The sequence below is a fragment of the Candidatus Margulisiibacteriota bacterium genome (assembly GCA_041650635.1).
Taxonomy (GTDB): Bacteria; Margulisbacteria; WOR-1; order JAKLHX01; family JBAZKV01; genus JBAZKV01.
Window position 1 is genome coordinate 24015 of sequence record JBAZKV010000015.1, and the last position, 23048, is coordinate 47062.

Annotated in this window: 38 protein-coding genes and 1 pseudogene; all 39 read right to left on the bottom strand. The window is 50.1% G+C overall.

Annotated features, from left to right (window positions below):
- On the bottom strand, positions 1–1578 hold the full coding sequence (gene serA / locus WC490_05250) for a phosphoglycerate dehydrogenase (GenBank protein ID MFA5098016.1): 1578 nt from the start codon (positions 1576–1578) through the stop codon (positions 1–3).
- Positions 1575–2720, bottom strand: coding sequence for an alanine--glyoxylate aminotransferase family protein (locus tag WC490_05255; GenBank protein MFA5098017.1), 1146 nt, complete (start codon positions 2718–2720; stop codon positions 1575–1577). Before WC490_05255 ends, serA begins: the two co-directional genes overlap by 4 nt.
- Positions 2721–2833: 113 nt before the next feature.
- Positions 2834–4405, bottom strand: coding sequence for an NAD(P)-dependent oxidoreductase (locus WC490_05260; GenBank protein ID MFA5098018.1), 1572 nt, complete (start codon positions 4403–4405; stop codon positions 2834–2836).
- A gap of 116 nt (positions 4406–4521) precedes the next feature.
- Entirely contained in the window at positions 4522–5046 is a 525-nt protein-coding gene (gene rpsI, locus WC490_05265) for a 30S ribosomal protein S9 (GenBank protein ID MFA5098019.1), read from the bottom strand.
- Positions 5047–5059: 13 nt separating this feature from the next.
- Positions 5060–5497 carry a 50S ribosomal protein L13 gene (gene rplM / locus WC490_05270; protein ID MFA5098020.1) on the bottom strand — a complete coding sequence of 146 codons (438 nt, stop codon included), beginning with the start codon at positions 5495–5497 and terminating at the stop codon, positions 5060–5062.
- Between the two features lie 25 nt (positions 5498–5522).
- Positions 5523–5876, bottom strand: a complete 354-nt coding sequence (gene rplQ / locus WC490_05275) for a 50S ribosomal protein L17 (protein MFA5098021.1) — start codon at positions 5874–5876, stop codon at positions 5523–5525.
- Position 5877: 1 nt separating this feature from the next.
- Positions 5878–6834, bottom strand: coding sequence for a DNA-directed RNA polymerase subunit alpha (locus WC490_05280; protein MFA5098022.1), 957 nt, complete (start codon positions 6832–6834; stop codon positions 5878–5880).
- Between the two features lie 14 nt (positions 6835–6848).
- Positions 6849–7469: a 30S ribosomal protein S4 gene (rpsD, locus tag WC490_05285; protein MFA5098023.1), complete on the bottom strand. Its 621-nt coding sequence runs from the start codon at positions 7467–7469 to the stop codon at positions 6849–6851.
- Positions 7470–7865, bottom strand: coding sequence for a 30S ribosomal protein S11 (gene rpsK / locus WC490_05290; protein MFA5098024.1), 396 nt, complete (start codon positions 7863–7865; stop codon positions 7470–7472).
- A 15-nt stretch (positions 7866–7880) separates the two neighbouring features.
- Positions 7881–8270, bottom strand: a complete 390-nt coding sequence (rpsM, locus tag WC490_05295; GenBank protein MFA5098025.1) for a 30S ribosomal protein S13 — start codon at positions 8268–8270, stop codon at positions 7881–7883.
- Positions 8271–8290: 20 nt separating this feature from the next.
- Complete coding sequence (gene rpmJ / locus WC490_05300; protein MFA5098026.1) at positions 8291–8404, bottom strand: 50S ribosomal protein L36; 114 nt, start codon at positions 8402–8404, stop codon at positions 8291–8293.
- Position 8405: 1 nt separating this feature from the next.
- The gene (infA, locus tag WC490_05305; protein ID MFA5098027.1) at positions 8406–8627 is read right to left on the bottom strand and encodes a translation initiation factor IF-1; all 222 of its coding nucleotides are present in this window, start codon (positions 8625–8627) and stop codon (positions 8406–8408) included.
- A 1-nt stretch (position 8628) separates the two neighbouring features.
- The gene (gene map / locus WC490_05310; GenBank protein ID MFA5098028.1) at positions 8629–9375 is read right to left on the bottom strand and encodes a type I methionyl aminopeptidase; all 747 of its coding nucleotides are present in this window, start codon (positions 9373–9375) and stop codon (positions 8629–8631) included.
- Complete coding sequence (locus WC490_05315) at positions 9372–9995, bottom strand: nucleoside monophosphate kinase (protein MFA5098029.1); 624 nt, start codon at positions 9993–9995, stop codon at positions 9372–9374. The genes map and WC490_05315 overlap by 4 nt, the downstream gene beginning before the upstream one ends.
- Positions 9996–11258 carry a preprotein translocase subunit SecY gene (gene secY / locus WC490_05320; GenBank protein ID MFA5098030.1) on the bottom strand — a complete coding sequence of 421 codons (1263 nt, stop codon included), beginning with the start codon at positions 11256–11258 and terminating at the stop codon, positions 9996–9998.
- A complete protein-coding gene (gene rplO, locus WC490_05325) occupies positions 11255–11713 on the bottom strand; it encodes a 50S ribosomal protein L15 (protein ID MFA5098031.1) in 459 nt (152 codons plus the stop codon). Before rplO ends, secY begins: the two co-directional genes overlap by 4 nt.
- Entirely contained in the window at positions 11713–12186 is a 474-nt protein-coding gene (rpsE, locus tag WC490_05330; protein ID MFA5098032.1) for a 30S ribosomal protein S5, read from the bottom strand. The genes rplO and rpsE overlap by 1 nt, the downstream gene beginning before the upstream one ends.
- 12 nt (positions 12187–12198) lie before the next feature.
- A complete protein-coding gene (gene rplR / locus WC490_05335; protein MFA5098033.1) occupies positions 12199–12525 on the bottom strand; it encodes a 50S ribosomal protein L18 in 327 nt (108 codons plus the stop codon).
- A 17-nt stretch (positions 12526–12542) separates the two neighbouring features.
- Positions 12543–13088, bottom strand: coding sequence for a 50S ribosomal protein L6 (gene rplF / locus WC490_05340; GenBank protein ID MFA5098034.1), 546 nt, complete (start codon positions 13086–13088; stop codon positions 12543–12545).
- A 7-nt stretch (positions 13089–13095) separates the two neighbouring features.
- Complete coding sequence (gene rpsH, locus WC490_05345; GenBank protein MFA5098035.1) at positions 13096–13494, bottom strand: 30S ribosomal protein S8; 399 nt, start codon at positions 13492–13494, stop codon at positions 13096–13098.
- 10 nt (positions 13495–13504) lie between these two features.
- Positions 13505–13690 carry a type Z 30S ribosomal protein S14 gene (locus WC490_05350; protein MFA5098036.1) on the bottom strand — a complete coding sequence of 62 codons (186 nt, stop codon included), beginning with the start codon at positions 13688–13690 and terminating at the stop codon, positions 13505–13507.
- 16 nt (positions 13691–13706) lie between these two features.
- Positions 13707–14249 (bottom strand): 50S ribosomal protein L5, encoded by a 543-nt coding sequence (rplE, locus tag WC490_05355; GenBank protein ID MFA5098037.1) that lies wholly within the window; start codon positions 14247–14249, stop codon positions 13707–13709.
- A gap of 1 nt (position 14250) precedes the next feature.
- Positions 14251–14559 carry a 50S ribosomal protein L24 gene (gene rplX / locus WC490_05360; protein ID MFA5098038.1) on the bottom strand — a complete coding sequence of 103 codons (309 nt, stop codon included), beginning with the start codon at positions 14557–14559 and terminating at the stop codon, positions 14251–14253.
- A gap of 1 nt (position 14560) precedes the next feature.
- Entirely contained in the window at positions 14561–14929 is a 369-nt protein-coding gene (gene rplN, locus WC490_05365; GenBank protein MFA5098039.1) for a 50S ribosomal protein L14, read from the bottom strand.
- A gap of 1 nt (position 14930) precedes the next feature.
- The gene (gene rpsQ / locus WC490_05370; protein MFA5098040.1) at positions 14931–15206 is read right to left on the bottom strand and encodes a 30S ribosomal protein S17; all 276 of its coding nucleotides are present in this window, start codon (positions 15204–15206) and stop codon (positions 14931–14933) included.
- Positions 15193–15390, bottom strand: a complete 198-nt coding sequence (rpmC, locus tag WC490_05375; GenBank protein ID MFA5098041.1) for a 50S ribosomal protein L29 — start codon at positions 15388–15390, stop codon at positions 15193–15195. Before rpmC ends, rpsQ begins: the two co-directional genes overlap by 14 nt.
- 11 nt (positions 15391–15401) lie before the next feature.
- Complete coding sequence (gene rplP / locus WC490_05380; protein MFA5098042.1) at positions 15402–15812, bottom strand: 50S ribosomal protein L16; 411 nt, start codon at positions 15810–15812, stop codon at positions 15402–15404.
- Positions 15813–15822: 10 nt separating this feature from the next.
- A pseudogene (gene rpsC, locus WC490_05385) lies at positions 15823–16504 on the bottom strand (30S ribosomal protein S3).
- Positions 16504–16860 carry a 50S ribosomal protein L22 gene (gene rplV, locus WC490_05390; protein ID MFA5098043.1) on the bottom strand — a complete coding sequence of 119 codons (357 nt, stop codon included), beginning with the start codon at positions 16858–16860 and terminating at the stop codon, positions 16504–16506. Before rplV ends, rpsC begins: the two are co-directional and overlap by 1 nt.
- A gap of 21 nt (positions 16861–16881) precedes the next feature.
- Entirely contained in the window at positions 16882–17166 is a 285-nt protein-coding gene (gene rpsS / locus WC490_05395; GenBank protein ID MFA5098044.1) for a 30S ribosomal protein S19, read from the bottom strand.
- 2 nt (positions 17167–17168) lie between these two features.
- Positions 17169–17996 carry a 50S ribosomal protein L2 gene (gene rplB, locus WC490_05400; protein MFA5098045.1) on the bottom strand — a complete coding sequence of 276 codons (828 nt, stop codon included), beginning with the start codon at positions 17994–17996 and terminating at the stop codon, positions 17169–17171.
- A 2-nt stretch (positions 17997–17998) separates the two neighbouring features.
- Positions 17999–18292 (bottom strand): 50S ribosomal protein L23, encoded by a 294-nt coding sequence (locus WC490_05405; protein ID MFA5098046.1) that lies wholly within the window; start codon positions 18290–18292, stop codon positions 17999–18001.
- Positions 18289–18915: a 50S ribosomal protein L4 gene (rplD, locus tag WC490_05410; protein MFA5098047.1), complete on the bottom strand. Its 627-nt coding sequence runs from the start codon at positions 18913–18915 to the stop codon at positions 18289–18291. Before rplD ends, WC490_05405 begins: the two co-directional genes overlap by 4 nt.
- Positions 18912–19544 carry a 50S ribosomal protein L3 gene (rplC, locus tag WC490_05415; protein ID MFA5098048.1) on the bottom strand — a complete coding sequence of 211 codons (633 nt, stop codon included), beginning with the start codon at positions 19542–19544 and terminating at the stop codon, positions 18912–18914. Before rplC ends, rplD begins: the two co-directional genes overlap by 4 nt.
- 10 nt (positions 19545–19554) lie before the next feature.
- A complete protein-coding gene (rpsJ, locus tag WC490_05420; GenBank protein ID MFA5098049.1) occupies positions 19555–19866 on the bottom strand; it encodes a 30S ribosomal protein S10 in 312 nt (103 codons plus the stop codon).
- A 1-nt stretch (position 19867) separates the two neighbouring features.
- Positions 19868–21952, bottom strand: coding sequence for an elongation factor G (gene fusA / locus WC490_05425; protein MFA5098050.1), 2085 nt, complete (start codon positions 21950–21952; stop codon positions 19868–19870).
- A gap of 15 nt (positions 21953–21967) precedes the next feature.
- Positions 21968–22438, bottom strand: a complete 471-nt coding sequence (gene rpsG / locus WC490_05430; protein MFA5098051.1) for a 30S ribosomal protein S7 — start codon at positions 22436–22438, stop codon at positions 21968–21970.
- Position 22439: 1 nt separating this feature from the next.
- The gene (gene rpsL / locus WC490_05435; GenBank protein MFA5098052.1) at positions 22440–22835 is read right to left on the bottom strand and encodes a 30S ribosomal protein S12; all 396 of its coding nucleotides are present in this window, start codon (positions 22833–22835) and stop codon (positions 22440–22442) included.
- Positions 22836–22851: 16 nt separating this feature from the next.
- On the bottom strand, positions 22852–23048 hold a 197-nt coding region (locus WC490_05440; GenBank protein MFA5098053.1), incomplete at its 5' end, for a hypothetical protein.

Sequence of the window (23048 nt, forward strand, 5' to 3'; positions counted from 1 at the left end):
TCAGATCTTGACAAGTCTTGCCTCTGTTATGCCGCTGAGCTTTTCCATCTTTTTCAGCAGCTCATCCGGTACTGTATTGTCTATATTCAGGACCATTACGGCCTTTCCGCCGACCGACTGCCTGCCGACATCCATCGAAGCTATATTGACCTTGTTGTCGCCGAGCAGCGTCCCCATGGAGCCTATTATGCCGGGCTTATCGGTATGCGAGGTGATTATCATATAGCCCGAGGGGACAACATCGGTCCGAAAGTCGTCTATGCGAACCAGTCTTTCTCCGAACGAACCCTGGACACAGCCGGCGACCAGACGGGACTTATCCTTCGAAGAGGCTTTTACCATTATAAGATTGGAAAAATCCTCGGCTTCCAGGCTCTTTATCTCTTTTATCTTAATTCCTCTCTCCTTTGCAATAACTCCCGCATTGACCAGGTTAACAGCTTCGGCAAGCGCGCTTTCAAGAAGCCCTTTTAAAACCGAAACAGTAAGAGGAGAAACATTGAGCTCCGAAAGCTCTCCTAAATAGGAGATCTCAACCTCTTCTATCGCTCCGTCCAGTATCTGGGCCGCGAACTTCCCAAGCTTTTCTGCCAGCCTTAAATACGGCTTGACCGGGGCCAGCACATCGGGCCTCATTGAAGGGATATTAACGGCCGCCCTTGCGCTTTCGCCCTTGAACACATCAATTATCTGGTCCACCACATCGACCGCCACATTTACCTGGGCCTCAAGCGTTGAGGCCCCCAGGTGCGGGGTAGCGATCACATTTTCGAGCTCTACAAGCGGATTACCCGTTGCCGGTTCCTTTTCAAAAACATCTATTGCAGCCGCTTTGACTTTTCCTGACTTAAGCGCCTCCGCCAGGTCTGCTTCGTCAATAATCCCTCCTCTGGCACAGTTGATTATCCTGACCCCGTCCTTCATTATGGAGAACTTGTCCTTGTTTATCAGTTTAAGGGTCTCTTTGGTCTTTGGTATATGGAAAGTGATATAGTCCGACAAGCTAAGGACGCTGTCAAGGTCTTTCACATCCACTCCCAGTTTTTTTGCATAATCCTCGTTCACAAAGGGATCATAGGCCACGACCCGCATGCCAAGAGCCTGGGCATAGGAGGCAACGCGGCTTCCTATCTTGCCAAGCCCTACGACCCCCAGCACCTTGTTATAGAGCTCGCTGCCCATGAACTTGCCTCTTTCCCATTTACCGCCCTTTAAGGACGCTACGGCCTGTGGGATATTTCTTGCCATTGACATCATCATCGCAAAAGAAAGCTCCGCCGCCGCTATGGTATTTCCTTCCGGCGAATTCACCACCACTATCCCCTTTTTGGTGGCGGCCTCCAGGTTGACATTGTCCACTCCGACCCCCGCTCTTGCAATGATCTTAAGATTTGCGGCAGCATTGATTATAGCCGGGGTGACCTTGGTCTCGCTCCTGACTATCATCGCATCATAAGCGGCAATAATCCCGACAAGCTGCTCTTCGGTCTGGCCGGTTATTACATCAACGGAAAGGCCCGCGCCTTTTAGCTTTTCTACGCCTTCTTTGGCAAGTTTGTCGGCTACCAGGACTTTCATTTTAGTATCTCCTCCATGGCCGCCACTCCGGCTCCCTGTTCTATTTTTGAGCCGAGCTCAACAAGCTCTATCTCAAGAGCCGCCATAGCGGCAAGGAGTTCCATCTTGTCTATATAGCCCAGATGACCTATCCTGAAGACCTTTCCTTTTAAGTCCTCCTGCCCGCCGGCCAGGACAACACCGTATTTTTCCCTGATCTTTTTGCGCAGGGCATCGGCATCCATTCCTTCGGGAGGGAACACTGCGGTCACGGCTTTAGAAGCAACGCTGTCGCCTGCAAGAAGTTTTAAACCGAGGGCTTTTACGCCTGCGCGCACTGCCTTTGACATTTTTTCGTGGCGGGCAAAGATGTTTTCAAGACCTTCCTCTCTAAGCATTCTTATAGCTTCCTGCATTCCGTAGATGACCGATACGGCCGGAGTCCACGGGGTCTCGCCTATTTCCGCGAATTTCATTGCAGCCTTAAAATCAAAATAGAACCTGGGCATCTTTGCGTTCTCGTGCGCGGCCCAGGCCTTTTTGCTGACAGCCACAAAAGCAAGTCCCGGAGGCACCATGAACGCTTTTTGCGAACCGGACACAACTACGTCCAATTCCCATTCATCAGTTTTTAGAGGAGCCGTCAGCAGCCCTGATACCGCATCAACAATGATAAGAGCGCCGTGTTTTTTGACAACCTTTGCGATCGATCCAATATCGTTAAGAACTCCGGTCGAGGTCTCATTCTGCTGAACAAGCACCGCCTTGATCTTCTTGTCCTTGTCCTGCGCCAGCTTTTCTTCTACCGTCTTAAGGTCAACGGCTTTGCCTCTTTCGAACTTGACCTCATCAACATCCGCGCCGTAGGCCCTGGCTATCTTGGCAAATCTGTTGCCAAAGGCGCCTATATTTAAGGATAGGACCTTATCCCCGGGTGACAAGAAATTGACGATGGCGCTTTCCATCCCTCCCGTGCCCGAGGTTGTGAGCGTGATGACATCATTTTTGGTCTGATAAGCCCACTTGACGCCTTCCACTATTTCTTTGATTATCGAAGAAAATGAAGGACCCCGGTGGTTTATCATCTGTTTTCCCATAGCGGCCAGCACTCTGTTCGGGACCGGGGTGGGACCTGGGATCAAAAGGTACTCTTTGAACGCCATCTGTTCTCTCCTTTTTCAGTTTAGATTTGTAGTATATATTGTACCAGTTTTGAGAAACAAATAAAATAAGCCCCCGCTCGGAGGGGGGCTTATAGAAGTCGGGGCTAAAATGTCTACTCTATCGGATGTGTCGGCGCTTCTCCTCTTATAATAGGCAGGATATTCTGCTCGATCGCCAGGGTCTGCATTCTTAGCCTTACCGCAGGGCCTTCTATCCCATCCCTGCTTCCGGCGGCGCTGCCAGTATGCCCTGTTATCCTGGCGTTCGCAAGTTCAGCAAGGCCCCTGTGCGTATCGTTTGCTTCATCAACCAGGACATCCGCCATATATCTTGCCAAAGGCCTTGAATTAAGATGTGCCATAACGGCTCCCTCGTCAACTACAGGCCCTCTGGAAGTGTTGATTATAGCCGCGTATGACTTAAGCATTGCCAGCTCCTTTTCCCCCAGCCAACCTCTTGTCTCGTCAGTAAGCTTTGGTATCATTACCAGAAAATCCGCCTGCCTAAGAAGGCTTTCTTTGTCATCAACAAATGTTACCCCGGCATATCCTGCCCTGGCTTCCTGCGGCAGATAAGGATCATAAGCAACGATGTTCATGCCAAGAGCCTGTGCTCTGACAGCCACTGCCGAGCCGATCCTTCCGAATCCGACAAGTGATAGTGTCAGTCCTGTAAGGGAGGGTCCGGAAAAGACATTTTGTTCAAATCCATGCCTAATAGTGACGGTGTTAGGATCCAAAACATTCGGCGCGTTATTAATGCGCCTTGCAAAAGGAAGCCTTATTATGTAGTCATGCTCCTGTCCGATATTGGAAGAAATTTCCAGATCCTTTAGGCCAAAAGGGTTAGCATCTCTTGGCGCAAGAATGCCCCTGAACATAGAAGATATCCCTCTTGCTTCTTCAGGGACAAGCACACCTACTGTTCTTTCTATCCCCGCCTCTTTGTCCATGGCAAGCTGGTCATGGAAAATAGTTCTTTCACTGCCCACTCCGCAGCCTACAAACCTGCCGCTTCGCACGAACTCATACATATCCTGAAGTCTCAGAACTCTGCTCAAGAAAAGTCCGAACAGGAATTGAGCGAATGTTTGCTGTGAAGATATGTCCGTCGGGTAACTTGCAATGTATTCAAGAGGTATGCCGGTCTCCCCTTCCTGTGCAATAGAATCTGTTATCCTGAAATGCGAGTCAAGGATAAGGCCTGTGGTCAGCTCGGCCATGGCATTTGTGAGCGGGCCGGGAGCATAAGTATACGCCAGCCCTCTGTTCTTTATATAGGCGCCGTCAGAATTATCGTACCCTGTTGACCAGTGGCACACCGCCTGAAGAGCAGGCATCATACCAAGCACAGGCTCTTTGAACTGGTATTTTACAAAGGGCATGACCACGGATATACCGGGATCTGCTTTTGCCACCGCCTGCAGCTGCGCAACAGGGTCTGTTAAGGGCTCAGAGTCCGGACAGAGCACGGTAAAAGCTGCTCCGGCTTTGGCAAGCAGGGCAAGCGCCCTAGTATCTACGGGGTCAGGTATCAGAATATTTGCAGGTACTCCGCTCCTGTGGTTTAGCTGCTCTGAAGGAACAAATCTTGCCCAGTTGGCCCCGTTGGGTCTTAAAATTGAAGACTGCCCTCCCAAGTATCTTCCGCCTGCGTTAGCTGCCTCATAAAAGTTAACCGCCATTATCATTACCTCCTGTTATAATATCCATACAAGGTTTCATCGGATCAATTTTGAGCGGATTTCAAAGAATATGATGGGGGCCAAAAATCGAAGAGCCGGCTTTCGCCGGCTCTTTTTTATCTCTTGGTGTACTGGAAGCGTTTCCTGGCGCGTTTGCGGCCGTATTTTTTTCTCTCCTTGGCTCTGGGGTCCCTGGCAAGACATCCTGCTTTTGACAGTTGAGGCTTTAGTGCGGCATCTATGCGGCACAGAGCCCTTGCAATGCCGAGCTTGACCGCATCGGCCTGCGAAGCCACTCCTCCTCCCCTGCACAGGACCTCGGCATCGTAAGAGGACAGTTGATTTACTATGACAAGCGGCTCCAGGATAGAAGAAATCAAAAGCTGGCGGCTAGAAACATACTGTCTGTAGTCCCTTTTATTAATGAATATGGCGCCGCTGCCGGGATAAAGGAACACTCTTGCAACTGAGGTCTTTCTTCTCCCCACCGCAACAGCAAGCGGCTTTTTACGAAGATCTTTTTTGCTCTCTTTTTTGAAATGAGTTGTCTTTTCGGATGCTCCGGTCTCACCCGCTGCCGCGGCTATTTTTTTCCTTGCCGGCTTTTTCGCTGTCTTCTTTGTCTCCTGGCTTTCGGTCATTTTTTTACTCCTTTTAAACCTCTAGTTGCTGAGGCTTTTGCGCGGTCTGCTTGTATTCTGCACCCTTATAAACCTTCAATTTTGTGATCAGCCTATCCCCCAGCCTTCCTTTAGGAAGCATCCCCCTTACAGCCGAAGTGATCACCCTTTCCGGGAACCTGGAAAGCTGGTCCTTTAACGCGGTCATCTTGTGGCCTCCAGGATAACCGGAATGCCTGAAATAGATCTTCTGCTCCATCTTTTTGCCGGTTACCTTGATCTTTGACGCATTTATTACCACGACAAAGTCGCCTGTATCAATATGGGGAGTGTACTCCGCCTTTTCTTTGCCCCTTATGACATTGGCCACTTTGCTGGCAAGCCGGCCCAGGACCTTGTCACTGGCGTCAACTATGAACCAGTTCCTGCTCACTTCCCCTGTTTTTGCCGAATATGTACTGTTCCTTTTCATTGTTCCATCCTTCCGCGTGCCTTTTTCAGTTTACCAGCTCCAGCAGGACCATTTTTGCATTGTCACCTCTGCGCGAACCTGTCTTTGTTATCCTGGTCACACCGCCTTTGTTATCCTTGAACCTCTCCGGAGCCGTTGCAAAGAGCTCTTTGACAAGGTCTTTATCCCGGATCATCGAGAACGCTTTCCTTTTTGAGAAAAGGTCCCCTTTTTTAGAAAGAGCCACCAGTTTTTCTGCAAAGAACCTCACTTCAAGCGCCCTTGCCTTAGAAGTTGATACCTTCCCGTTCTTTAAAAGCCCCGCCGTTATGCTTTTAAGCATGGCCAGCCTCTGGTCCGTGGGTTTGCCCAGTTTCCTATATGCTTTTTTGTGCCTCATGTTACTTTTCTTCCCCTTTTTGAGCTCCCTTGAGGTTCAGATTGTACCTGGAAAGGCTTTCCTTGATCTCCTCGCTTGATTTGGACCCCAGATTTTTTATCTTGTCCAGATCGTCCTCGGTAAGCTGTACCAGGTCCCTGATCTTGTTGATGTCCGACTTCTTAAGGCAGTTAAGAGACCTTGCGGAAAGCTCTAGTTCGTCCACGCTCATTTCAAGGACCGCGTTGTCCAGGTCGTCGGAGCCTTTTATCTCGATCTGGAGTTCATCCGCCCGTTCCCCCATGTTTATGAACATGTCTATATGGCGCTCGAGTATCTTGGCGCTTGCTTTTACAGCCTCGTCCGGCTTTATCGAGCCGTTGGTCCACACATCAAGCACCAACCTGTCATAATTTATCTCCTGCCCTACTCTGACCTCTTCTATTGTGAGGTTCACTTTTCTGACGGGAGTAAAGATAGAATCAACCGGGATAGTGCCCAGGGGCTGATTGGCTTTCTTGTTCCTCTCCCCGACCACAAAGCCTTTTCCTTTTTCCACCACCATTTCTATATTGAGCTTGCCGCCGGCTTCAAGGGTGGCGATCGGCTGGTCCGGGTTCACTATTTCGATCTCCGCATCATGCTTTATGTCCTTGGCGGTAACAAGCCCTTTGCCGTGCGCTTCCAGCTTGATTATTTTAGGGACATCCGAGTGGGACCGGATCACAAGCTGTTTTATGTTTAGGATAAGCTGCAGCACATCCTCAACCACATTCGGTATAGTGGAAAATTCGTGCGCGACATTCTCTATCCTGATCGAGGTCACCGCCGCCCCCACCAGGGACGAAAGGAGCACTCTTCTCAAGGTGTTGCCCAGGGTCGAGCCGTATCCCCTCTCAAGAGGCTCTGCAATGAACCTTCCGTAATAATCGTCATGCGGCTCGTACTTGACCCAGGGCTTTTCTCCTAAAATCACCATCTGTTTTTCTCCTCCTATCTAGAATAGAACTCGACTATCAGGTTCTCGGATATCAGGGTGTCCATCTCTTCCCTTCTGGGATAGGACATCACTTGCCCCTGCATTTTTTCGCTGTCGTAGGAGAGCCACGAGGGGGCCTGGCGCTCCGAAAGTTTTTCCAGTCTCACCTTCATTTTGCCCGCCGAAAGTTCCTTTACGCCTATCACATCGTTAACCTTGACGCAAAAGGACGGAATGTTGACCTTTTTGCCGTTAACCATTATATGGCCGTTTCGCACCAGCTGCCTGGCCTCTTCTCTTGAAGAAGCCATAGCCAGCCTGAAAACAACATTGTCAAGTCGCCTTTCCACCAGTTCCAACAGCTTTTCGCCGGTAGAGGTCTTGCTTTTTGAAGCAAGTTCAAAATAATTCCTGAACTGGACCTCGGAGAGGCCAAAGATCCTTTTTGCTTTCTGTTTTTCACGGAGTCTAAGAGAGAACTCGGACATCCTTTTCTGCGCCTGTCCGTGCTGTCCGGGCCGATAGCCCCTTCTTGCAAATGCGCATTTGGCGCCATAGCATCTGTCCCCCTTAAGGAAGAGCTTTGCCCCTTCGCTCCTGCACAGTTTGCATTTTGGTCCCGTGTGTCTTCCCATTTAAACTCTCCTTCTCTTTCTGGGCCTGCACCCGTTGTGAGGGATCGGCGTCACATCTTTAATACAGTTGATATCGAGTCCGGCCGCCTGAAGCGCCCTGATAGCCGTTTCTCTGCCGGAACCCGGGCCTTTGACAAAAACGCTCACTTCTTTCATCCCGAGTTCAAGGGCCTTTCTCGCGGCGATCTCGGCCGCGGACTGGGCCGCAAAAGGGGTCCCCTTTTTGGTGCCCTTGAATCCCGCGTTCCCCGAGGATGCCCAGGCTACCACGGCGCCTTTTGAATCCGTGATGGATATTATCGTGTTGTTAAAAGTAGCCTTAATATAGGCAGTTCCCTGCAGAGGGGCCCTCTTGTCCTTTTTTTTCTTCTTAACTACTTCTTTTTCTTCAGCCATTAATTAGACCTCCCTTTATTCCGACTTTTTATTTTCTTCTTTTCTCTTGCCGACCCCGACCGTCTTTCTCTTGCCTCTCTTGGTCCTTGCATTTGTCTTGGTCCTCTGGCCTCTGACGGGAAGCCCTCTCCTGTGCCTTACGCCTCTGTAGGTCCCGATATCCATAAGCCTCTTTATATTGAGAGAAACATCCTTGCGCAGATCGCCTTCCACCTTGTAATTCTTTATGATGTCCCTTATCCTGACTATCTCTTCCTCCGTCAAATCCTTTATCTTGGTATCAACAGGGACAGAGGCTTCTTTAAGTATCTTGCGGCTTACCGTCTGCCCTATTCCGTAGATATAGGTGAGGCCTATCTCGGCCCTTTTATTCTTAGGAAGATCTACCCCGGAAATTCGCGCCATTTTATTCTCCTTTTACTCCTTCAGCCCTGTCTCTGCTTATGCTTTGGATTTTTGCAGATAACATAAAGTTTGCCCTGCCTTTTGACCATTTTGCAGTCCACGCAGATCTTTTTTACCGACGATCTTACTTTCATCTTATTTCCCCCTGTAGGTAATTCTTCCTCTGGTAAGATCATAGGGGGAAAGCTCCACCCTGACCTTGTCCCCGGGAAGGATCCTGATAAAATGCTTTCTTATCTTGCCGGACACATGCGCCAGCATTACCTGCCCAGTCTCAAGTTTTACCTTGAACAAAGCGCTTGGAAGAGCTTCGAGCACTTCCCCTTCAAACTCTATGACATCCTTGTCTTTTACCATTTCAGATCCTTGTCAGGACTTCGACGCTGTCGCTGCTCACCAGCACCGTGTGCTCAAAATGCGCCGACAGACCGCCGTCGGAAGTGACCACGGTCCAGCCGTCGTCCAGGGTCTCTATCGAACTCTGTCCTGTGTTCAGCATCGGCTCGATCGCAAAGGTCATGCCCGTCTCTATCTTTGGCCCCTGACCGGGCTTTCCAAAATTAGGTATAAGAGGGTCCTCGTGCAGCTGCCTGCCGACACCGTGTCCGAAAAGGTCCCTGACAACGCTGTAGCCCTTTTTTGAAGCGTGAGACTCAATGGCATGGGAAATATCGCCTATTCTTTTGCCGCTTTTTACTGCTTCAATGCCTTTCTCGAGGCATTCTTCCGCTGCCCGGATCAGGTTCTTTGCGCTTTTTGTGACCTTGCCGACCGGAAAGGTTTTTGCGGTATCTCCGTAACAGCCGTTATAGATGGCTCCGACATCAATGCCGACAATATCGCCTTCGCACAGCTCCCTGTCGCCCGGGATGCCGTGGACCACCTCATTGTTAACCGAAAGGCAGCTCGCATGGCGGTAGCCCCTGTAGCCCTTGAAAGCCGGCTTAGCGCCGCTTTTTACGAGCTCATTCTCAATAAAAGTATCCAGTTCTATTGTCTTCATCCCGGCTCTTACCTCTTTCCCCGCTTTTAACAGGACGCTTGCCGCTATCCGGCACGCCTCTTTAATGTTCTTTATCTCTTCCTCATTCTTCTTTATTATCATACCGCCGCAAGGATCCTGGCTTTTACCCGGGCCGGAGCACCTGAACCGTCAACCTTTGCCAGCAGGCCCTTTTTCTCATAATGGGACTTTAAAGGGGCCGTTTCCTTTTCGAAAACCTCGAGCCTTTTCACGATCGTCTCCTCTTTGTCGTCATTCCTTACATAAAGAGGGGATGCGCAGAAATCGCATTTGCCTTCCTCTTTTGGAGGATTGGAGGATACATGGTATACCCTTCCGCAGTTCCTGCAGGACAGCCTGCCTGAAAGCCTCTTAACTATCTCCTCATTTGGCACATCTATATAGACAGCCCTGCTTATGTCCGTTATTCCTTCAAGAAATTTTGCCTGATATACGGTCCTGGGATACCCGTCAAGGATAAATCCGCTTTTTGCCTTGGCAAGCGCATCCCTGGCAATTTCATTGACAAGGTCATCCGGCACAAGAGTGCCCGCCTTAAGGTGCTCCTGAGCTTTAATTCCCGAAGGCGTCCCATCCTTTATCGCCTGCCTCAAAATATCCCCCATCGAAATATGCGCGAGCCCGGCCTCCAAGGCTATTTCTTTTGCCTGAGTTCCCTTGCCGGAGCCCGGAGGGCCCAAAAATATGAGCTTCTTTTCCATTTAAGTAAGAAGCCCTTCATACTGTCTGCTGATAAGATGGGACTGTATCTGACGCACCAGATCAAGGGCCACTCCCACTACTATTAGCAGCGCAGTGGCTCCCAGCCCCTGGAAAGTCATAATATGCGTAAGACCTTCTACAATGCTGGGGATAACGGCTATAACAGCAAGAAAGACAGCCCCCATCAAGGTCAGTCTTGTTATCACATATTCAAAAAAGTCAGCTGTGGGCTTGCCGGGCCTTATCCCGGTTATGAACCCTCCGTACTTTTTGATGTTTTCCGCAAGCTCTTTCGGGTTAAAGGTAATAGCTGTATAGAAGTAACAGAAAAAGAAGATCAGCAGAAAATAAAAGAGCATATAAAAAGAGCCGCTCGGTGACACCGCAGAAACAAGCCCCCTTACAAGATCATTGGGTATGAACTGCGCAATAGTTGCCGGAAACAGCAGCACGGAGGACGCAAAAATGATAGGGATAACGCCTCCCTGGTTAAGCCTTAAAGGTATGTAAGTGGTCTGACCGCCGTAAACCCTGCGGCCGACTATTTTCTTCGCATACTGTACCTGCACCCTGCGCTGCGCCTCCTGCACTATCACTATCGCAACTATCATTACAAGAAAGACCGAAAGAAGGACCGCGACACCTGCCACGCTGGCCCCTCCTTTTACGATCATAAAGGTCTGCCCAAAATAGGACGGGATCCTGGATACAATGCCGGCAAAGATTATCAGAGAAGCCCCGTTGCCTATCCCGTTAGCCGAGATAAGCTCCGAGATCCACATTATGAACGCTGTTCCGGCGGTAAGAGAAATGACGGTACTTATAAGAAAGAACGGGAAGCTGTATCCCGGCACAAGCACTCCCCTCAGCCAGAAGGACATGCCCACCGACTGAAAGACCGCCAGAGCGATCGTAAGGTATCTCGTATACTGTGCTATCTGCTTTCTTCCGGAGTCGCCTTCTTTGGAAAGTTCTTCGAGCTGAGGTATGACAGCCGTCAAAAGCTGCATTATGATCGAGGCGTTGATGTACGGGACAATGCCCATTGCAAAGATCGAGAATTTGACCAAGGCTCCTCCTGTAAAGAGGTCCAGGAACCCGAGAAGGTTGCCCTGGTTAAAAAGGGCCTGAAGCCTAAGGGTGTCTATTCCCGGGACCGAGATGTGCGCCCCAAGCCTGAAGACCGCTATCATCCCCAGAGTAAAGAGGACCCTCTTTCTCAGGTCTGCTATATTGAACAATCCGGCAAGACTTGTGATCACTTAATTACGATAGCCTTTCCTTTTGCGGCCTCGATCTTTTTGGCCGCCTCTTCGCTGAACTTATGAGCTTCTACAGATAGTTTTTTCTTAAGTTCTCCGCCTCCAAGCAGTTTGACAGGAAGAAGGGACGCTTTTTTTGTGGAAGAAAAGAACTTGTCTATCAGGTCCTGCAGTTTTACCACAGCCCCTTCCTCAAAAACCTCCAGCTGCGCTATATTGAGTATGTTGTACGCCTGTTTGAAAGGATAGTTCTTGAAGGTGCCCATCTTGGGAAGTCTTCTGTAGAGCGGTGTCTGACCTCCTTCGAACCTTATGCCTTTGCCTCCCCCGGAGCGGCTTTTCTGTCCTTTATGCCCCCTGCAGGCGGTTTTACCGTGCCCGCTCCCGTGCCCTCTGGCAACTTTTTTCGGTTTTTTCCTTGAGCCCTTTGCGGGAGATATGTGCCCGAGTTTTATCATGACGCCTGTACCTCTGTTCTTTTTAGCTGAAGCAGTCCGTCTATGGTCGCCCTTGCCACATTGATGGCATTTGCAGATCCGATGGATTTTGCAACTATGTTCTTAATGCCTGCCAGCTCCAGCACCGTCCTTACAGAACCTCCGGCTATAACGCCTGTCCCTGAAGGTGCCGGCTTTATGACCGTGCTGCTTGCGGAAAACCTTCCGGTGCAGTCGTGCGCTATGGTGCCGTCCTTTATATCAACCGTTATCAGGTTCTTCTTGCCGTCCTCAACGGCTTTTCTTATGGCAGATGCGACTTCGTTGGCCTTGCCAAGCCCCAGCCCCACCTTGCCTTTGCCGTTGCCTACAATAACAAGAGCGCGAAAGCTCATTTTTTTTCCGCCTTTGACCACCTTGGTAACGCGCCTTATCTGGACCACTTTCTCGTTATATTCTTTTACTTCTTCGTTCCTTCTGTATTGAGCCACATTTCCCTCCTGTTAAAATTTCAGGCCGGCCGTCCTTACGCTCTGCGCAAGCGCCTCGACCCTTCCGTGATACTTTTTTTCTCCCCTGTCAAAAACAACTGAGTTGATGCCTTTTTCCAGCGCCCTTTTTGCCAGCACTTCTCCCACTTTTTTTGCGGAAGCGATATTAACCGCCGTCTTTTTGTCCTTTTTCACTTCTTTTTCGACCGTCGAGGCGCTTACAAGCGTCCTGGCGTTCTCGTCATCGATTATCTGTGCATAAATATTCTTAAGGCTTATAAAGACCGACAGTCTCGGCCTGACCGACCTTCCGAATATTTTTTTCTTAATGTCTTTCATTTCGTTCTCCCAAAAAATTATGCGGCTTTTGCCGCGGTCTTACCGGCTTTTCTTCTTACATACTGTCCGCTGTAACGGATCCCCTTGCCTTTATAAGGCTCCACTGGCCGGACATGCTTGATATCGGTGGCTATCTGCCCTATTACAACAGGATCGCATCCGGATATCTTTATCTTTGTCTGGCCTTCAACGGAAAACTCCACCCCTGCCGGAGGAACAATGACAACGGGATGCGAATATCCCATGGAAAGGTTAAGGTTTTTTCCTTCCTTTGCCGCCTTATAGCCCACGCCTACTATTTCAAGCACTTTTTCAAAGCCGGTATGGGCTCCCTTTACCATATTGGCTATCATAGACCTGTAGAGGCCGTGCATGGACCTGACCTTCTTTTCTTCGCTGGTCCTCTTAACAAGCAGCGTGGTCCCCTCGAGCTCTACTTTTATCGAGGGATCAACAGCAAGCAAAGTCTGGCCTTTGGGGCCTTTTACAGATATCTTATTGCCGTCTATCTTGACCTCAACGCCTGATGGGACCTCTATCGGAGCTTTTCCTATTCTTGACATATTACTCCTACCATATCTGGCAGATGACTTCGCCGCCGACATTTTTCTGCCGCGCCATAGAGTCTGTCATCAGCCCCTGTGAAGTTGAGATTATCGCCAATCCGTACCCGCTTTGCACAAAAGGTATGTTCTTCGCTCCCGAGTACAAATGCCTCGAAGGCTTGCTCACCCTCTTGATGCCGCTGATGGCGCATTTCTTGTCGGGTCCGTACTTGAGGTCGATCTTTAGGACCTTGCGGGGACCTTTGGCAAGGATTTCAAAACCGTGTATATATCCCTCGTTCTTGAGCAATTCGGCTATTTTTGCCTTCATTGTCGAGCCCGGCATCTCCAGCCTGTCATCTCTTTTCAATATCGCGTTCTTGATCCTCAAGAACATATCGCCTATCGGGTCTTGTATAGTCATTTGTACTCCTTTACCAGCTCGATTTGGTCACCCCGGGAAGCAGCCCGTTATGGGCCGCGCTCCTGAAGCAGATCCTGCAGAGTCCGAATTTTTTTATCACCGCCCTGGGCCTTCCGCACTTTCTGCAGCGGGACTTCCTTCTTGTCGGGAACTTTACTTTCTTCTTCAGTTTTGCCAGCCAGGATGTCTTGCCCATTATTCTTGTTCCTCCGTTATGCTGTCCTAAACGGCATGCCCATGAGGGTCAGAAGAGCCCTGGCCTCTTTATCGGTCTTTGCCGTGGTGCAGATAGTTATGTCCATGCCCCTTACCTTGTCGACCTTGTCGTAATCTATCTCTGGAAATATCAGTTGTTCGGTCACTCCCATGGTGTAGTTGCCGTGCCCGTCAAAGGACTTAGGAGAGATCCCTTTAAAGTCCCTGATACGCGGCAGGCAGATGTTGATCAGTTTGTCAAGAAAGTGGTACATCCTTGTCCCCCTCAGCGTAACCTTGCAGCCTATGGGCTGTTTGGCCCTTAGCTTGAAAGCGGCGATGGATTTTTTCGCTTTTGTGACCGCGGGCTTCTGTCCGGTGATAGCCGCAAGCTCGGCAAGAGAGATATCCATGGCCTTGGGATTGGAAACGGATTCCCCAAGCCCTCTGTTGATGACTACCTTCTTTAGGCACGGGACTTGCATCCTGTTGGTGTAGGAAAATTCCTTTGTGAGCTCTTTTACTATTACCTTGTCGTACTTTTGCTTTAGGGTTGTCACTTTATTTCACCTTGTCTATGATCTCTTTACACTTGGCGCAGGCCCTGTAAGAGTCCTTTTTGATAAGTCGGGACGGCTTTGAGCAATGCGGGCACACGGCCATAAGCTTGGACAGCCGGATTGGCAGCAGTTTCTCTATTATGCCTCCCTGAAAGTTCCTGTTGGCCTTTAAATGTCTTTTAACCGTGTTGATCTTTTCAACAATGGCGCAGCCCTTGTCCGGCAGGACCTTAAGGACCTTTCCTTTTTTACCTTTGTCTTTTCCCGAAATGACCAGGGCAGTGTCGCCCTTTTTTATTCTTGGCTGCATTTTATACCACCTCTACCGCTAATGAGATTATTTTCATATAGTTCTTGTCGCGCAGCTCTCTTGCCACCGGTCCGAACACCCTGGTGCCGATCGGGTTGCCCTGGTCGTTGATGAGGACCGCCGCGTTGTCGTCAAAGCTTACATAAGAGGCGTCATCCCTGCGCAGAGCTTTTTTTACCCTGACAACCACTGCTTTGACCACCGCGCTTTTTTTGACCGTCATATTGGGAGTGGCGTCCTTTACAACGCCTATTATCACATCCCCCACGCTGGCATACCTTCTGAAAGAGGTGCCCAGTATCCTGACGCAAAGGATCTGTTTTGCTCCTGAATTATCCGCCACATTCAGCCTTGTTTGAACCTGTATCATTTTACGCCTGGTCCCTTTCCGCCCCAAGAATTTTGGCCACCCGCCATCTTTTGTCCTTTGAGATCGGCTTGGTCTCGATTATTTCCACCCTGTCGCCCGTCTTGCAGCTGTTTTTCTCATCGTGGGCCTTGAACCGGGACAGCCTCTTGATGGTCTTTTTGTACAGCGGGTGCTTGAACAGCCTCTCAACTGCAACAACCACGGTCTTCTCCATTTTGTCGCTTACGACAAAACCTGTCCTTGATCTCTTTTTGTTTTCCCTGTTATTTTCCTGCATTCTTCTTCTCCCTTGCAGCGGTCAAAAGCCTGGCTATGTCTTTTCGAAGGGACCTTTTTTTGAGCGGGTTCTTGACCTGCGTTACCGCGGACTCGAACCTGAACTTAAGAAGCTCTTTACGCAGTTCGGCCTCTTTTGCTTTTATCTCCTGCCTGCTCATTTCTTTTATTTTTGAGTACTTCATCACTTGCCTTCCTATGCTTTTTCCACGAACCTTGTCATTACGGGCATTTTGTGCCCCGCCAGCCTCATTGCTTCTTTGGCATCTTTCTGGCTGACACCGGCCAGTTCAAACAAAATGGTCCCGGGTTTAACAGGAGCCACAAAATATTCTGGAGCGCCTTTGCCTCCGCCCATCCTAGTTTCTGCCGGCCTTGAGGAATAAGGCTTGTCGGCCAGGACCCTTATCCAAACCTTGCCGCCTCTTTTCACAAAATGCGTAAGGGCCTTTCTTGCGGACTCTATCTGGGAAACCTTGAGCCATGCGGTTTCAAGGGACTGCAGGCCGAACTGCCCGAAGGCGAGAGTGTTGCCTCGGCAGGCCCTTCCTTTCATCATTCCTCTCTGCTGTTTCCTGAATTTTGTGCGTCCCGGCTGCAATACCATTTTTTTTACCTCACATCGTCATCTGAGTAACGACCTGTTCCTGGGCCGTAGTCTGAGCCTTTCTTTCTTTTTCGGGCAGGACATCGCCTTTATAGATCCAGACCTTGACGCCTATCTTTCCGTATAGCGTCATAGCCTCGGTAAAGCCGTAATCTATCCTGGCCCTGAGCGTATGCAGAGGCACCTGTCCTCTTCTGTACCACTCTGTCCTGGCTATTTCCGCCCCGCCGAGCCTTCCCGCGATCATAACCTTGATCCCTTTGGCACCCTGGCGCAAAGCTTTGAGCACGGTCTGCCTCATCACTCTCCTGAAAGCTATCCTTTTTTCCAGCTGGCTGGCTATGTTCTCCGCAACCAGTATCGAACAGGTCTCCGAATTGCTTTCCTCCTGAATATCAAGCTGGACCTGTTTTTTTGACCAGTTCGTCCCTGACAAGAGCAACATCTCTTCCGCCTTTTCCTATGATGAGTCCCGGCTTGGCCGTGTATATTGCTATCTCTATCTGATTGGCCCTGCGGTGGATCTTTATCTTTGAGATGCCGGCCCGGAACAGTTTCTTCTTCAAAAAGTCCCTGATGCTCCGGTCTTCCTCAAGATTGTCCGCGTAGCTGTCGCCCTGGGCAAACCATGTGCTGTCCCAGTCCTCGATTATCCCCAGTCTGAACCCCTTAGGGTGGATCTTCTGGCCCATTATTTTGCCTCCGCTTTTTGTTCCTGCAGACTTTCGACGAACATTGTGATATGAGAGAACCTCCTGATCCTCGAAAAAGCCCTTCCCCTTGCCCTGGGCCTTATCCTCTTAAGCGGCGTAGCCCTGCCCACATAGCACTCGGAAAGGACAAGAGACGCTTCATCCATCTTATAGTTGTTCTTGGCATTTGCCACAGCCGACTTCAAAGCATTCTCTGCAAGCTTTGCTGCCGAATGCGGCAGGAACTTAAGTATTGCAAGAGCTTCTTTAGCCATCTTGCCCCGCACAAGGTCAAGAACCCTTTTTACTTTTCTTTCCGAAACTCTTTGATATTTTGCCTGCGCCTTAACCTTCATTTCCAGGGATCCTTCCTTTCATCACGTAAGGGACGCCGATTTATCGGTAGGAGCGCTGTGCCCTCTAAAATTCCTCGTAGGAGAAAATTCCCCGAGTTTGTGCCCTACCATGTTCTCTGTTATGTAGACGGGTATGTGCTTCAAGCCGTTATGCACGGCAAAGGTAAGACCTATCATCTCAGGGATTATGGTGGACCTTCTTGACCAGGTCTTTATGATCTTTTTGTCCCCGGTCTTTGAAGCCTTCTCTATCTTTTCCATCAGATGATAGTCAACAAAAGGTCCTTTTTTAAGCGATCTTGCCATCCTTATTTCCTCCTGACAAGGATATACTTGCTACTTGCCTTTCTCTTGCCTCTGGTCTTAAAGCCCAGCGTCGGCTTTCCTGTCGGGCTCACGGGTCCGGGACGACCCACCGGCGATCTGCCTTCTCCGCCTCCGTGCGGATGGTCGCATGGGTTCATTGCAATGCCTCTTACGCTGGGCCGGATCCCTCTATGCCTGCTCCTGCCCGCCTTGCCTAAAGAAACGTTCTTTACATCAAGATTGCCGACCTGGCCGATGGTAGCCCTGCACTCTATGCTGATAAGCCTCTCCTCGCCGGAAGGAAGCTTGAGAGTGGCGAACCGGCCTTCTTTTGAAGAGATCACCGCAAAGGACCCCGCGGACCTGGCCAGCTGTCCGCCTTTTTGAGGGACCATTTCTACATTGTGCACCGTGGTGCCCTCCGGGATATTCCTGATGGGAAGGCAGTTGCCAAGCGTTATATCAGCATCGGGACCGGATTCTATCTTGTCCCCTACGGTCAGTCCCAGCGGGGTAAGTATGTAGCGGAGCTCTTTGTCGTCATATTCCACAAGGCTTATCCTGCAATTCCTGTTTGGATCATACTCTATGGTCTTGACCGTGGCCGTCATGTTGTCCTTGTCCCTTTTGAAATCTATCAGGCGGTATTTTCTCTTATTGCCCCCGCCCTGATGCCTTACCCTTATCCTGCCGGTAAAATCCCTGCCGGCATGCTTGTGCAGGACCCGGGTAAGGGATCTCTCGGGTGTAGTGCAGGTAATATCGTCATAGGACAGATCTATCCTCTCTCTGGTGCCGGGCGTGATCGGCCTTCTTGTTTTAATTGCCATTTTTACAGCATCCCTTCAAGCATCTCGATCTTTTGACCGCTCTTAAGTTTGACATACGCCTTTTTTGTCCTTGCGCTCCTGCCGACGCTGCGGCCGACCTGTCTTCTTCTGCCGTCGGAGTTTATGGTGTTGACGCTTAGCACCTTCACATTAAAAAGCTTCTCGACAGCGTTCTTGATGTCCACCTTTGTGGCATCGGGCAGAACGGAAAAAGCATAGATATCTGACGAAGCTTTAAGGCCGGCTGATTTTTCCGTTATTACAGGCTTGATTATTATCTGATCAAAGTTCCTCATTTTCCGGCATACCTCTTTTCCAGGCTTTTGACCGCGGCCTTGTCCAGCAGCAGCCAGTCGTGGCTTACCACATCAAGCACATTTATGTCCTTTGAAGGCACCAGTTTTGAACCTTTCAGGTTCTTTGCAGATCTGATCGTCTTTTCTTCCGCTCCATCAAATACCATAAGGCTGTTTAGAGCCCCGAGCTTTTCAAGGAAAGAGGCCATATCTTTTGTTTTTCCCGAAGCGGGCAGTTCCTGGTCTACCACCTTCAATTTGTCAGAGATGGCTTTATCGCTTATCACCATCGCTATCGCGGCTTCCCTTGTTTTCTTGTTAAGGGAGTGCGAAAAGTCCCTGGGCTTTGGACCAAAGTTGACGCCGCCGCCTCTCCACAGAGGAGACCTTATGGAACCGGACCTTGCTCTTCCTGTGCCCTTCTGGCTCCAGGGTTTTTTGCCGCCGCCTCTTACTTCTGTCCTGGTTTTGGAAGAAGCTGTCCCCTGCCTTTTTGAGGCCATAAGCCAGGTAAGGGCCAGATGGACCACGCTTTCTTTTGGGGTCCTTGAAAAGACCTTGTCGCTTGCTTCAAGGGTCCCCGAATTTTTCCCGTTAATATCCACCAGTTTCAGGCTTGTCATTTCTTCTTTTCCGCCTTTTTAGCAGCCGTTCTCTTTATCGTTACAAAAGCGCCCCTGGGCCCCGGCACCGCGCCTTTGATGAGCACTATGTTCTTTTCTGGGTCCGCTTCAAACACCATAAGGTTCTTCACTGTCACTTTTTCTCCGCCCATCCTGCCTGCCATCCTTTTGCCTTTATAGACCCTTCCAGGAGTTGTGCCCGCCCCGATAGAACCCGGGATCCTGTGGGACTTGGAACCGTGGGTCATATGGCTTCTCATGAAATGATGTCTTTTTACCGTTCCGGCAAATCCTTTGCCGATGGACACTCCTATCACGGACACTTTTTCTCCGGCTTCAAAGATATCCGTCTTTATCTGCTGCCCCAAAGATACCTTTGAAGTGTCTTCTGCGCCAAACTCCTCAAATTTATTAAGGTTCTCTTTAACACCTGACTGAGCATAAGAACCCAAGATCGGCTTGGTAGACCTTTTTGAGACGCTTGTACCTATCTGGACCGCTTTCTTTTCCTCAAGTATCCTGGTAACAAAGCACGGCAGGGCCTCTATTACCGTTACCGGAACAGCAGCTCCCGCCTTGTCGTATACCTGGGTCATACCTAATTTTTTACCGAATATTCCAAGAACCATTTTATTTCCCTTAAGATAGTTTTATTTCTATATCGACGCCGGCCGGAAGATCTATCTGCATCAGAGCATCCACTGTCTGGGGAGCCGGATCCAGGATGTCTATCAGCCTCTTGTGCGTCCTTATCTCAAAATGCTCTCTCGACTTTTTATCGACATGCGGCGACCTCAGCACACAGTAAACCTCTTTATCGGTCGGAAGAGGTATCGGGCCCGAAACCGCGGCCCCCGCCCTCTTTGCGGTCTCTATGATCTTCTGCGAGGACTGGTCCAGCATCCTGTGGTCATATCCCTTGAGCCTGATCCTTATCTTTTGTCTTGACACTTTATTCCTGCGCCTTTCCCGACGATTTAAGGATTATACCTTCCGCTATGTTCTTTGGCACTTCTTCATAGGACGAGAACTCCATTGTATAGGAAGCCCTTCCCTGGGAAGAAGACCGCAAAGTTGTGGAATAACCGAACATTTCGGAAAGAGGCACTTTTGATTTTATGGTCTGCATTTCCTTATAGGACTCCATGCCTTCTATGCGGGCCCTTCTGCTGTTGAGGTCTCCCATAACATCGCCCAGGTACTGCTCCGGGGTAACGACCTCCACCTTCATTATGGGCTCCAGCAGCACGGGCTTTGCCTTCATCACCGCGTCTTTGAAAGCCATAGAACCTGCTATCTTGAACGCGATCTCGGAAGAATCGACTTCGTGGAAAGAACCGTCATACAGAGTGACTTTTACGTTCAAGACCGGATAACCGGCAAGCACGCCACCGGTCATTGCCTCTTTGATACCCGCTTCGACAGCAGGAATGTATTCCCTCGGAATTGCGCCTCCGACGATCTTGTTCTCAAATTCAAAGGTCTTTTCCTTTGAAGGCTCGATCTTAATATAAACATGGCCGTACTGTCCTCGGCCTCCCGTCTGTCTGATGAACTTTCCTTCGGCCTGAGCGCCTCCCTTGATGGTCTCTCTGTAGGCCACCTGAGGTTTGCCCACATTGGAATCGACTTTGAACTCGCGCAGCAGCCTGTCCACGATTATCTCGAGATGAAGTTCTCCCATGCCTCCGATGATCGTCTGCCCGGTCTCGGGATCCGTCCTGACCGTAAAGGTCGGGTCTTCTTCGGCAAGCTTTTGCAGAGAGGCTCCCAGTTTTTCCTGGTCTGCCTTGGTCTTGGGCTCTATAGCAACGGAAATTACCGTTTCCGGAAATACCATGGACTCAAGTATGACCGGCGCTTTCTCGTCACACAAAGTGTTCCCGGTGGTGGTATTCTTAAGGCCTACCGCCGCGGCAATATCTCCCGCGTTGACCTCTTCGATCTCTTCTCTCTTATTGGCATGCATCTGCAGCAATCTTCCGATCCTTTCTCTTGTACCCTTTGTCGAATTCAATATGTATGATCCGCTTTTCATTGTTCCTGAATACACCCTAAAAAAAGTCAGTTTTCCCACGAACGGGTCCGTCATTATCTTGAACGCCAGGCCTGCAAAGGGCGCGCTGTCAGAGGCCCTTCGCACCGCCTCTTCCCCGCTGTCGGGGTCTATCCCTTTTACCGCAGGTATGTCAACCGGTGAAGGAAGATATTCTATGACCGCGTCCAGCAGGGGCTGAACGCCTTTGTTCTTGAAAGCGGTTCCGCAGGTGACCAGAACGATTTTCCCGCCGATCGAACCTTTTCTAAGCCCGGTCTTAATCTCTTCTACCGTTAACTTGTGTCCCTCTAGATATTTTAGCATTAATTCATCGTCCGCGTCAGCAGCCGCTTCAAGAACTTTTTCATGGTACCTTGCGGCCTTGCTTTTTAACTCCTGCGGTATCGGCTCCACTTTGAACTTTTCACCTTCGGCATCTTCATAAACGATGGCCTTCATCTCCACCAGGTCTATCACGCCCTTAAAAGAGTCTTCCGCTCCGATGGGAAGCTGTATGGCGACCGGATGGGTATGGAGCCTTTCGTGCATCATCTTCATTACCCTCTTAAAATCCGCCCCCACCCTGTCCATTTTGTTGACAAAAGCAAGCCTTGGAACATGGTTCCTTACAGCCTGCCGCCAGACAGTTTCGCTCTGAGGCTGGACGCCTCCGACCGCGCAGAACACCGCCACAACCCCGTCAAGGACGCGCAGGGACCTCTCCACTTCTACTGTAAAATCAACGTGACCCGGCGTGTCTATTATATTTATCCTGTGCTCTTTCCAGGAACAGGTCGTGCAAGCGGAGGTGATAGTTATCCCTCTCTCTTTTTCCTGCTCCATCCAGTCCATGGTTGCTGTGCCTTCATGCACTTCGCCGATCTTATACAGCTTGCCCGTATAATAAAGGATCCTCTCGGTAAGCGTGGTCTTGCCCGCATCGATGTGGGCCATGATACCGATGTTCCTGGTCTTCTCAATCGTGAATTGTCTTGCCATCTTCTTCCTTTCCCTCTACCACCTGAAATGCGCAAAAGCCTTGTTGGCCTCTGCGGTCTTGTGCAGGTCCTCTCTCTTTTTTGCCGCTCCGCCTGTCCCGTTAGAAGCATCCATTATCTCGGAGGCCAGCTTTTCTGCCATGGAACGTCCCTGCCTCTCCTGTGCCGACATCCTTAGCCACTTCATGGCTATAGAAGTCCCCCTGTCCTTGGTTACTTCGATCGGGATCTGATAGGTCGAGCCGCCGACCCTTCTGGATTTGACCTCCATAAAGGGCGTGATGTTTTTCAGCGCTTTTTCAAATACGGCCATCGGGTCCTGCGAGCTCTTTTTTGCGACCTGGTCCATGGCCCCGTAAAAGATCTTTTCGGCCGTTGCCTTCTTGCCTTTGATCATAAGTTTGTTAACGAACTTCTGCACCATCAGGCTCCCGAACTTGGGATCGGCAGATCCCTTTCTCTTGCTTATCCTTCCTCTTCTCGGCATGTTATTTAGCCTCCGCTTTCCCCTGGCCCTTTGGCCTCTTGGCTCCGTATTTTGATCTTGACTTTAACCTGTTCTCCACTCCGGCCGTGTCAAAAGTCCCTCTTACTATGTGATATCTGACACCGGGAAGGTCTTTGACCCTTCCGCCTCTGATCAGGACGACCGAGTGTTCCTGAAGGTTGTGCCCGACTCCCGGAATGTAAGCAGTTACTTCCATTCCATTGACAAGGCGGACCCTCGCCACTTTTCTCAATGCGGAGTTCGGCTTTTTTGGAGTGGTGGTGTACACCCTGATACAGACGCCCCTTTTAAGCGGAGAGCCCTCCAGAGCGGGAGCCTTGCTTTTCTGTTTGCTTTGCTTTCTTCCCTTTCTTACCAGCTGCATTATGGTCGGCATTTGATCTTTCTCCTTCTTATATCTTCGGCGTCAGTTCAAGGTACCTGTATCCGGCAAATCCCGTGCCCGCGGGAATAAGTTTGCCGATTATCACGTTCTCTTTAAGCCCGTACATCTCATCCATCTTTCCTTCTATCGCGGCCTCGGTCAGTATCCTGGCCGTTTCCTGGAAGGAAGCGGCAGAAATAAAGCTGTTGGTGATAAGAGACGCCT

Bases quoted from the DNA above. Each gene is read 5' to 3' on its own strand.
- rplX (MFA5098038.1), bottom strand. From the start codon at position 14,559: ATGCAGCCAAGAATAAAAAAGGGCGACACTGCCCTGGTCATTTCGGGA.
- fusA (MFA5098050.1), bottom strand. From the start codon at position 21,952: ATGGCAAGACAATTCACGATTGAGAAGACCAGGAACATCGGTATCATG.
- rpsL (MFA5098052.1), bottom strand. From the start codon at position 22,835: ATGCCGACCATAATGCAGCTGGTAAGAAAGGGAAGAAAGCAAAGCAAA.
- rplP (MFA5098042.1), bottom strand. From the start codon at position 15,812: ATGGTATTGCAGCCGGGACGCACAAAATTCAGGAAACAGCAGAGAGGA.
- WC490_05405 (MFA5098046.1), bottom strand. From the start codon at position 18,292: ATGAGGAACTTTGATCAGATAATAATCAAGCCTGTAATAACGGAAAAA.
- rplN (MFA5098039.1), bottom strand. From the start codon at position 14,929: ATGATACAGGTTCAAACAAGGCTGAATGTGGCGGATAATTCAGGAGCA.
- WC490_05350 (MFA5098036.1), bottom strand. From the start codon at position 13,690: ATGGGCAAGACATCCTGGCTGGCAAAACTGAAGAAGAAAGTAAAGTTC.
- rpsQ (MFA5098040.1), bottom strand. From the start codon at position 15,206: ATGCAGGAAAATAACAGGGAAAACAAAAAGAGATCAAGGACAGGTTTT.
- rplC (MFA5098048.1), bottom strand. From the start codon at position 19,544: ATGGTTCTTGGAATATTCGGTAAAAAATTAGGTATGACCCAGGTATAC.
- rplV (MFA5098043.1), bottom strand. From the start codon at position 16,860: ATGAAGGTTAAGGCGCAGGCAAAATATCAAAGAGTTTCGGAAAGAAAA.
- rplF (MFA5098034.1), bottom strand. From the start codon at position 13,088: ATGTCAAGAATAGGAAAAGCTCCGATAGAGGTCCCATCAGGCGTTGAG.
- WC490_05280 (MFA5098022.1), bottom strand. From the start codon at position 6,834: ATGGTGATTTTAGGAGAAAAGCCCTGGGTCAAGTACGAGCCGCATGAC.
- rpmC (MFA5098041.1), bottom strand. From the start codon at position 15,390: ATGAAGTACTCAAAAATAAAAGAAATGAGCAGGCAGGAGATAAAAGCA.
- rpsG (MFA5098051.1), bottom strand. From the start codon at position 22,438: ATGCCGAGAAGAGGAAGGATAAGCAAGAGAAAGGGATCTGCCGATCCC.
- rplB (MFA5098045.1), bottom strand. From the start codon at position 17,996: ATGGCAATTAAAACAAGAAGGCCGATCACGCCCGGCACCAGAGAGAGG.
- rpsK (MFA5098024.1), bottom strand. From the start codon at position 7,865: ATGGCTGAAGAAAAAGAAGTAGTTAAGAAGAAAAAAAAGGACAAGAGG.
- WC490_05315 (MFA5098029.1), bottom strand. From the start codon at position 9,995: ATGGAAAAGAAGCTCATATTTTTGGGCCCTCCGGGCTCCGGCAAGGGA.
- rpsS (MFA5098044.1), bottom strand. From the start codon at position 17,166: ATGGCAAGATCGCTTAAAAAAGGACCTTTTGTTGACTATCATCTGATG.
- serA (MFA5098016.1), bottom strand. From the start codon at position 1,578: ATGAAAGTCCTGGTAGCCGACAAACTTGCCAAAGAAGGCGTAGAAAAG.
- rplR (MFA5098033.1), bottom strand. From the start codon at position 12,525: ATGAAAGACATTAAGAAAAAAATATTCGGAAGGTCGGTCAGGCCGAGA.
- rpsH (MFA5098035.1), bottom strand. From the start codon at position 13,494: ATGACTATACAAGACCCGATAGGCGATATGTTCTTGAGGATCAAGAAC.
- rplQ (MFA5098021.1), bottom strand. From the start codon at position 5,876: ATGAGGCACAAAAAAGCATATAGGAAACTGGGCAAACCCACGGACCAG.
- rpmJ (MFA5098026.1), bottom strand. From the start codon at position 8,404: ATGAAAGTAAGATCGTCGGTAAAAAAGATCTGCGTGGACTGCAAAATG.
- rpsI (MFA5098019.1), bottom strand. From the start codon at position 5,046: ATGACCGAAAGCCAGGAGACAAAGAAGACAGCGAAAAAGCCGGCAAGG.
- rpsM (MFA5098025.1), bottom strand. From the start codon at position 8,270: ATGGCGCGAATTTCCGGGGTAGATCTTCCTAAGAATAAAAGGGCCGAG.
- map (MFA5098028.1), bottom strand. From the start codon at position 9,375: ATGATAATAAAGAAGAATGAGGAAGAGATAAAGAACATTAAAGAGGCG.
- rplM (MFA5098020.1), bottom strand. From the start codon at position 5,497: ATGAAAAGGAACAGTACATATTCGGCAAAAACAGGGGAAGTGAGCAGG.
- infA (MFA5098027.1), bottom strand. From the start codon at position 8,627: ATGGTAAAAGACAAGGATGTCATAGAGTTTGAAGGGGAAGTGCTCGAA.
- WC490_05260 (MFA5098018.1), bottom strand. From the start codon at position 4,405: ATGGCGGTTAACTTTTATGAGGCAGCTAACGCAGGCGGAAGATACTTG.
- rpsD (MFA5098023.1), bottom strand. From the start codon at position 7,469: ATGGGAAGACACACGGGACCAAAATGCAAACTGTGCAGGAGCGAAGGG.
- WC490_05255 (MFA5098017.1), bottom strand. From the start codon at position 2,720: ATGGCGTTCAAAGAGTACCTTTTGATCCCAGGTCCCACCCCGGTCCCG.
- rplD (MFA5098047.1), bottom strand. From the start codon at position 18,915: ATGACAAGCCTGAAACTGGTGGATATTAACGGGAAAAATTCGGGGACC.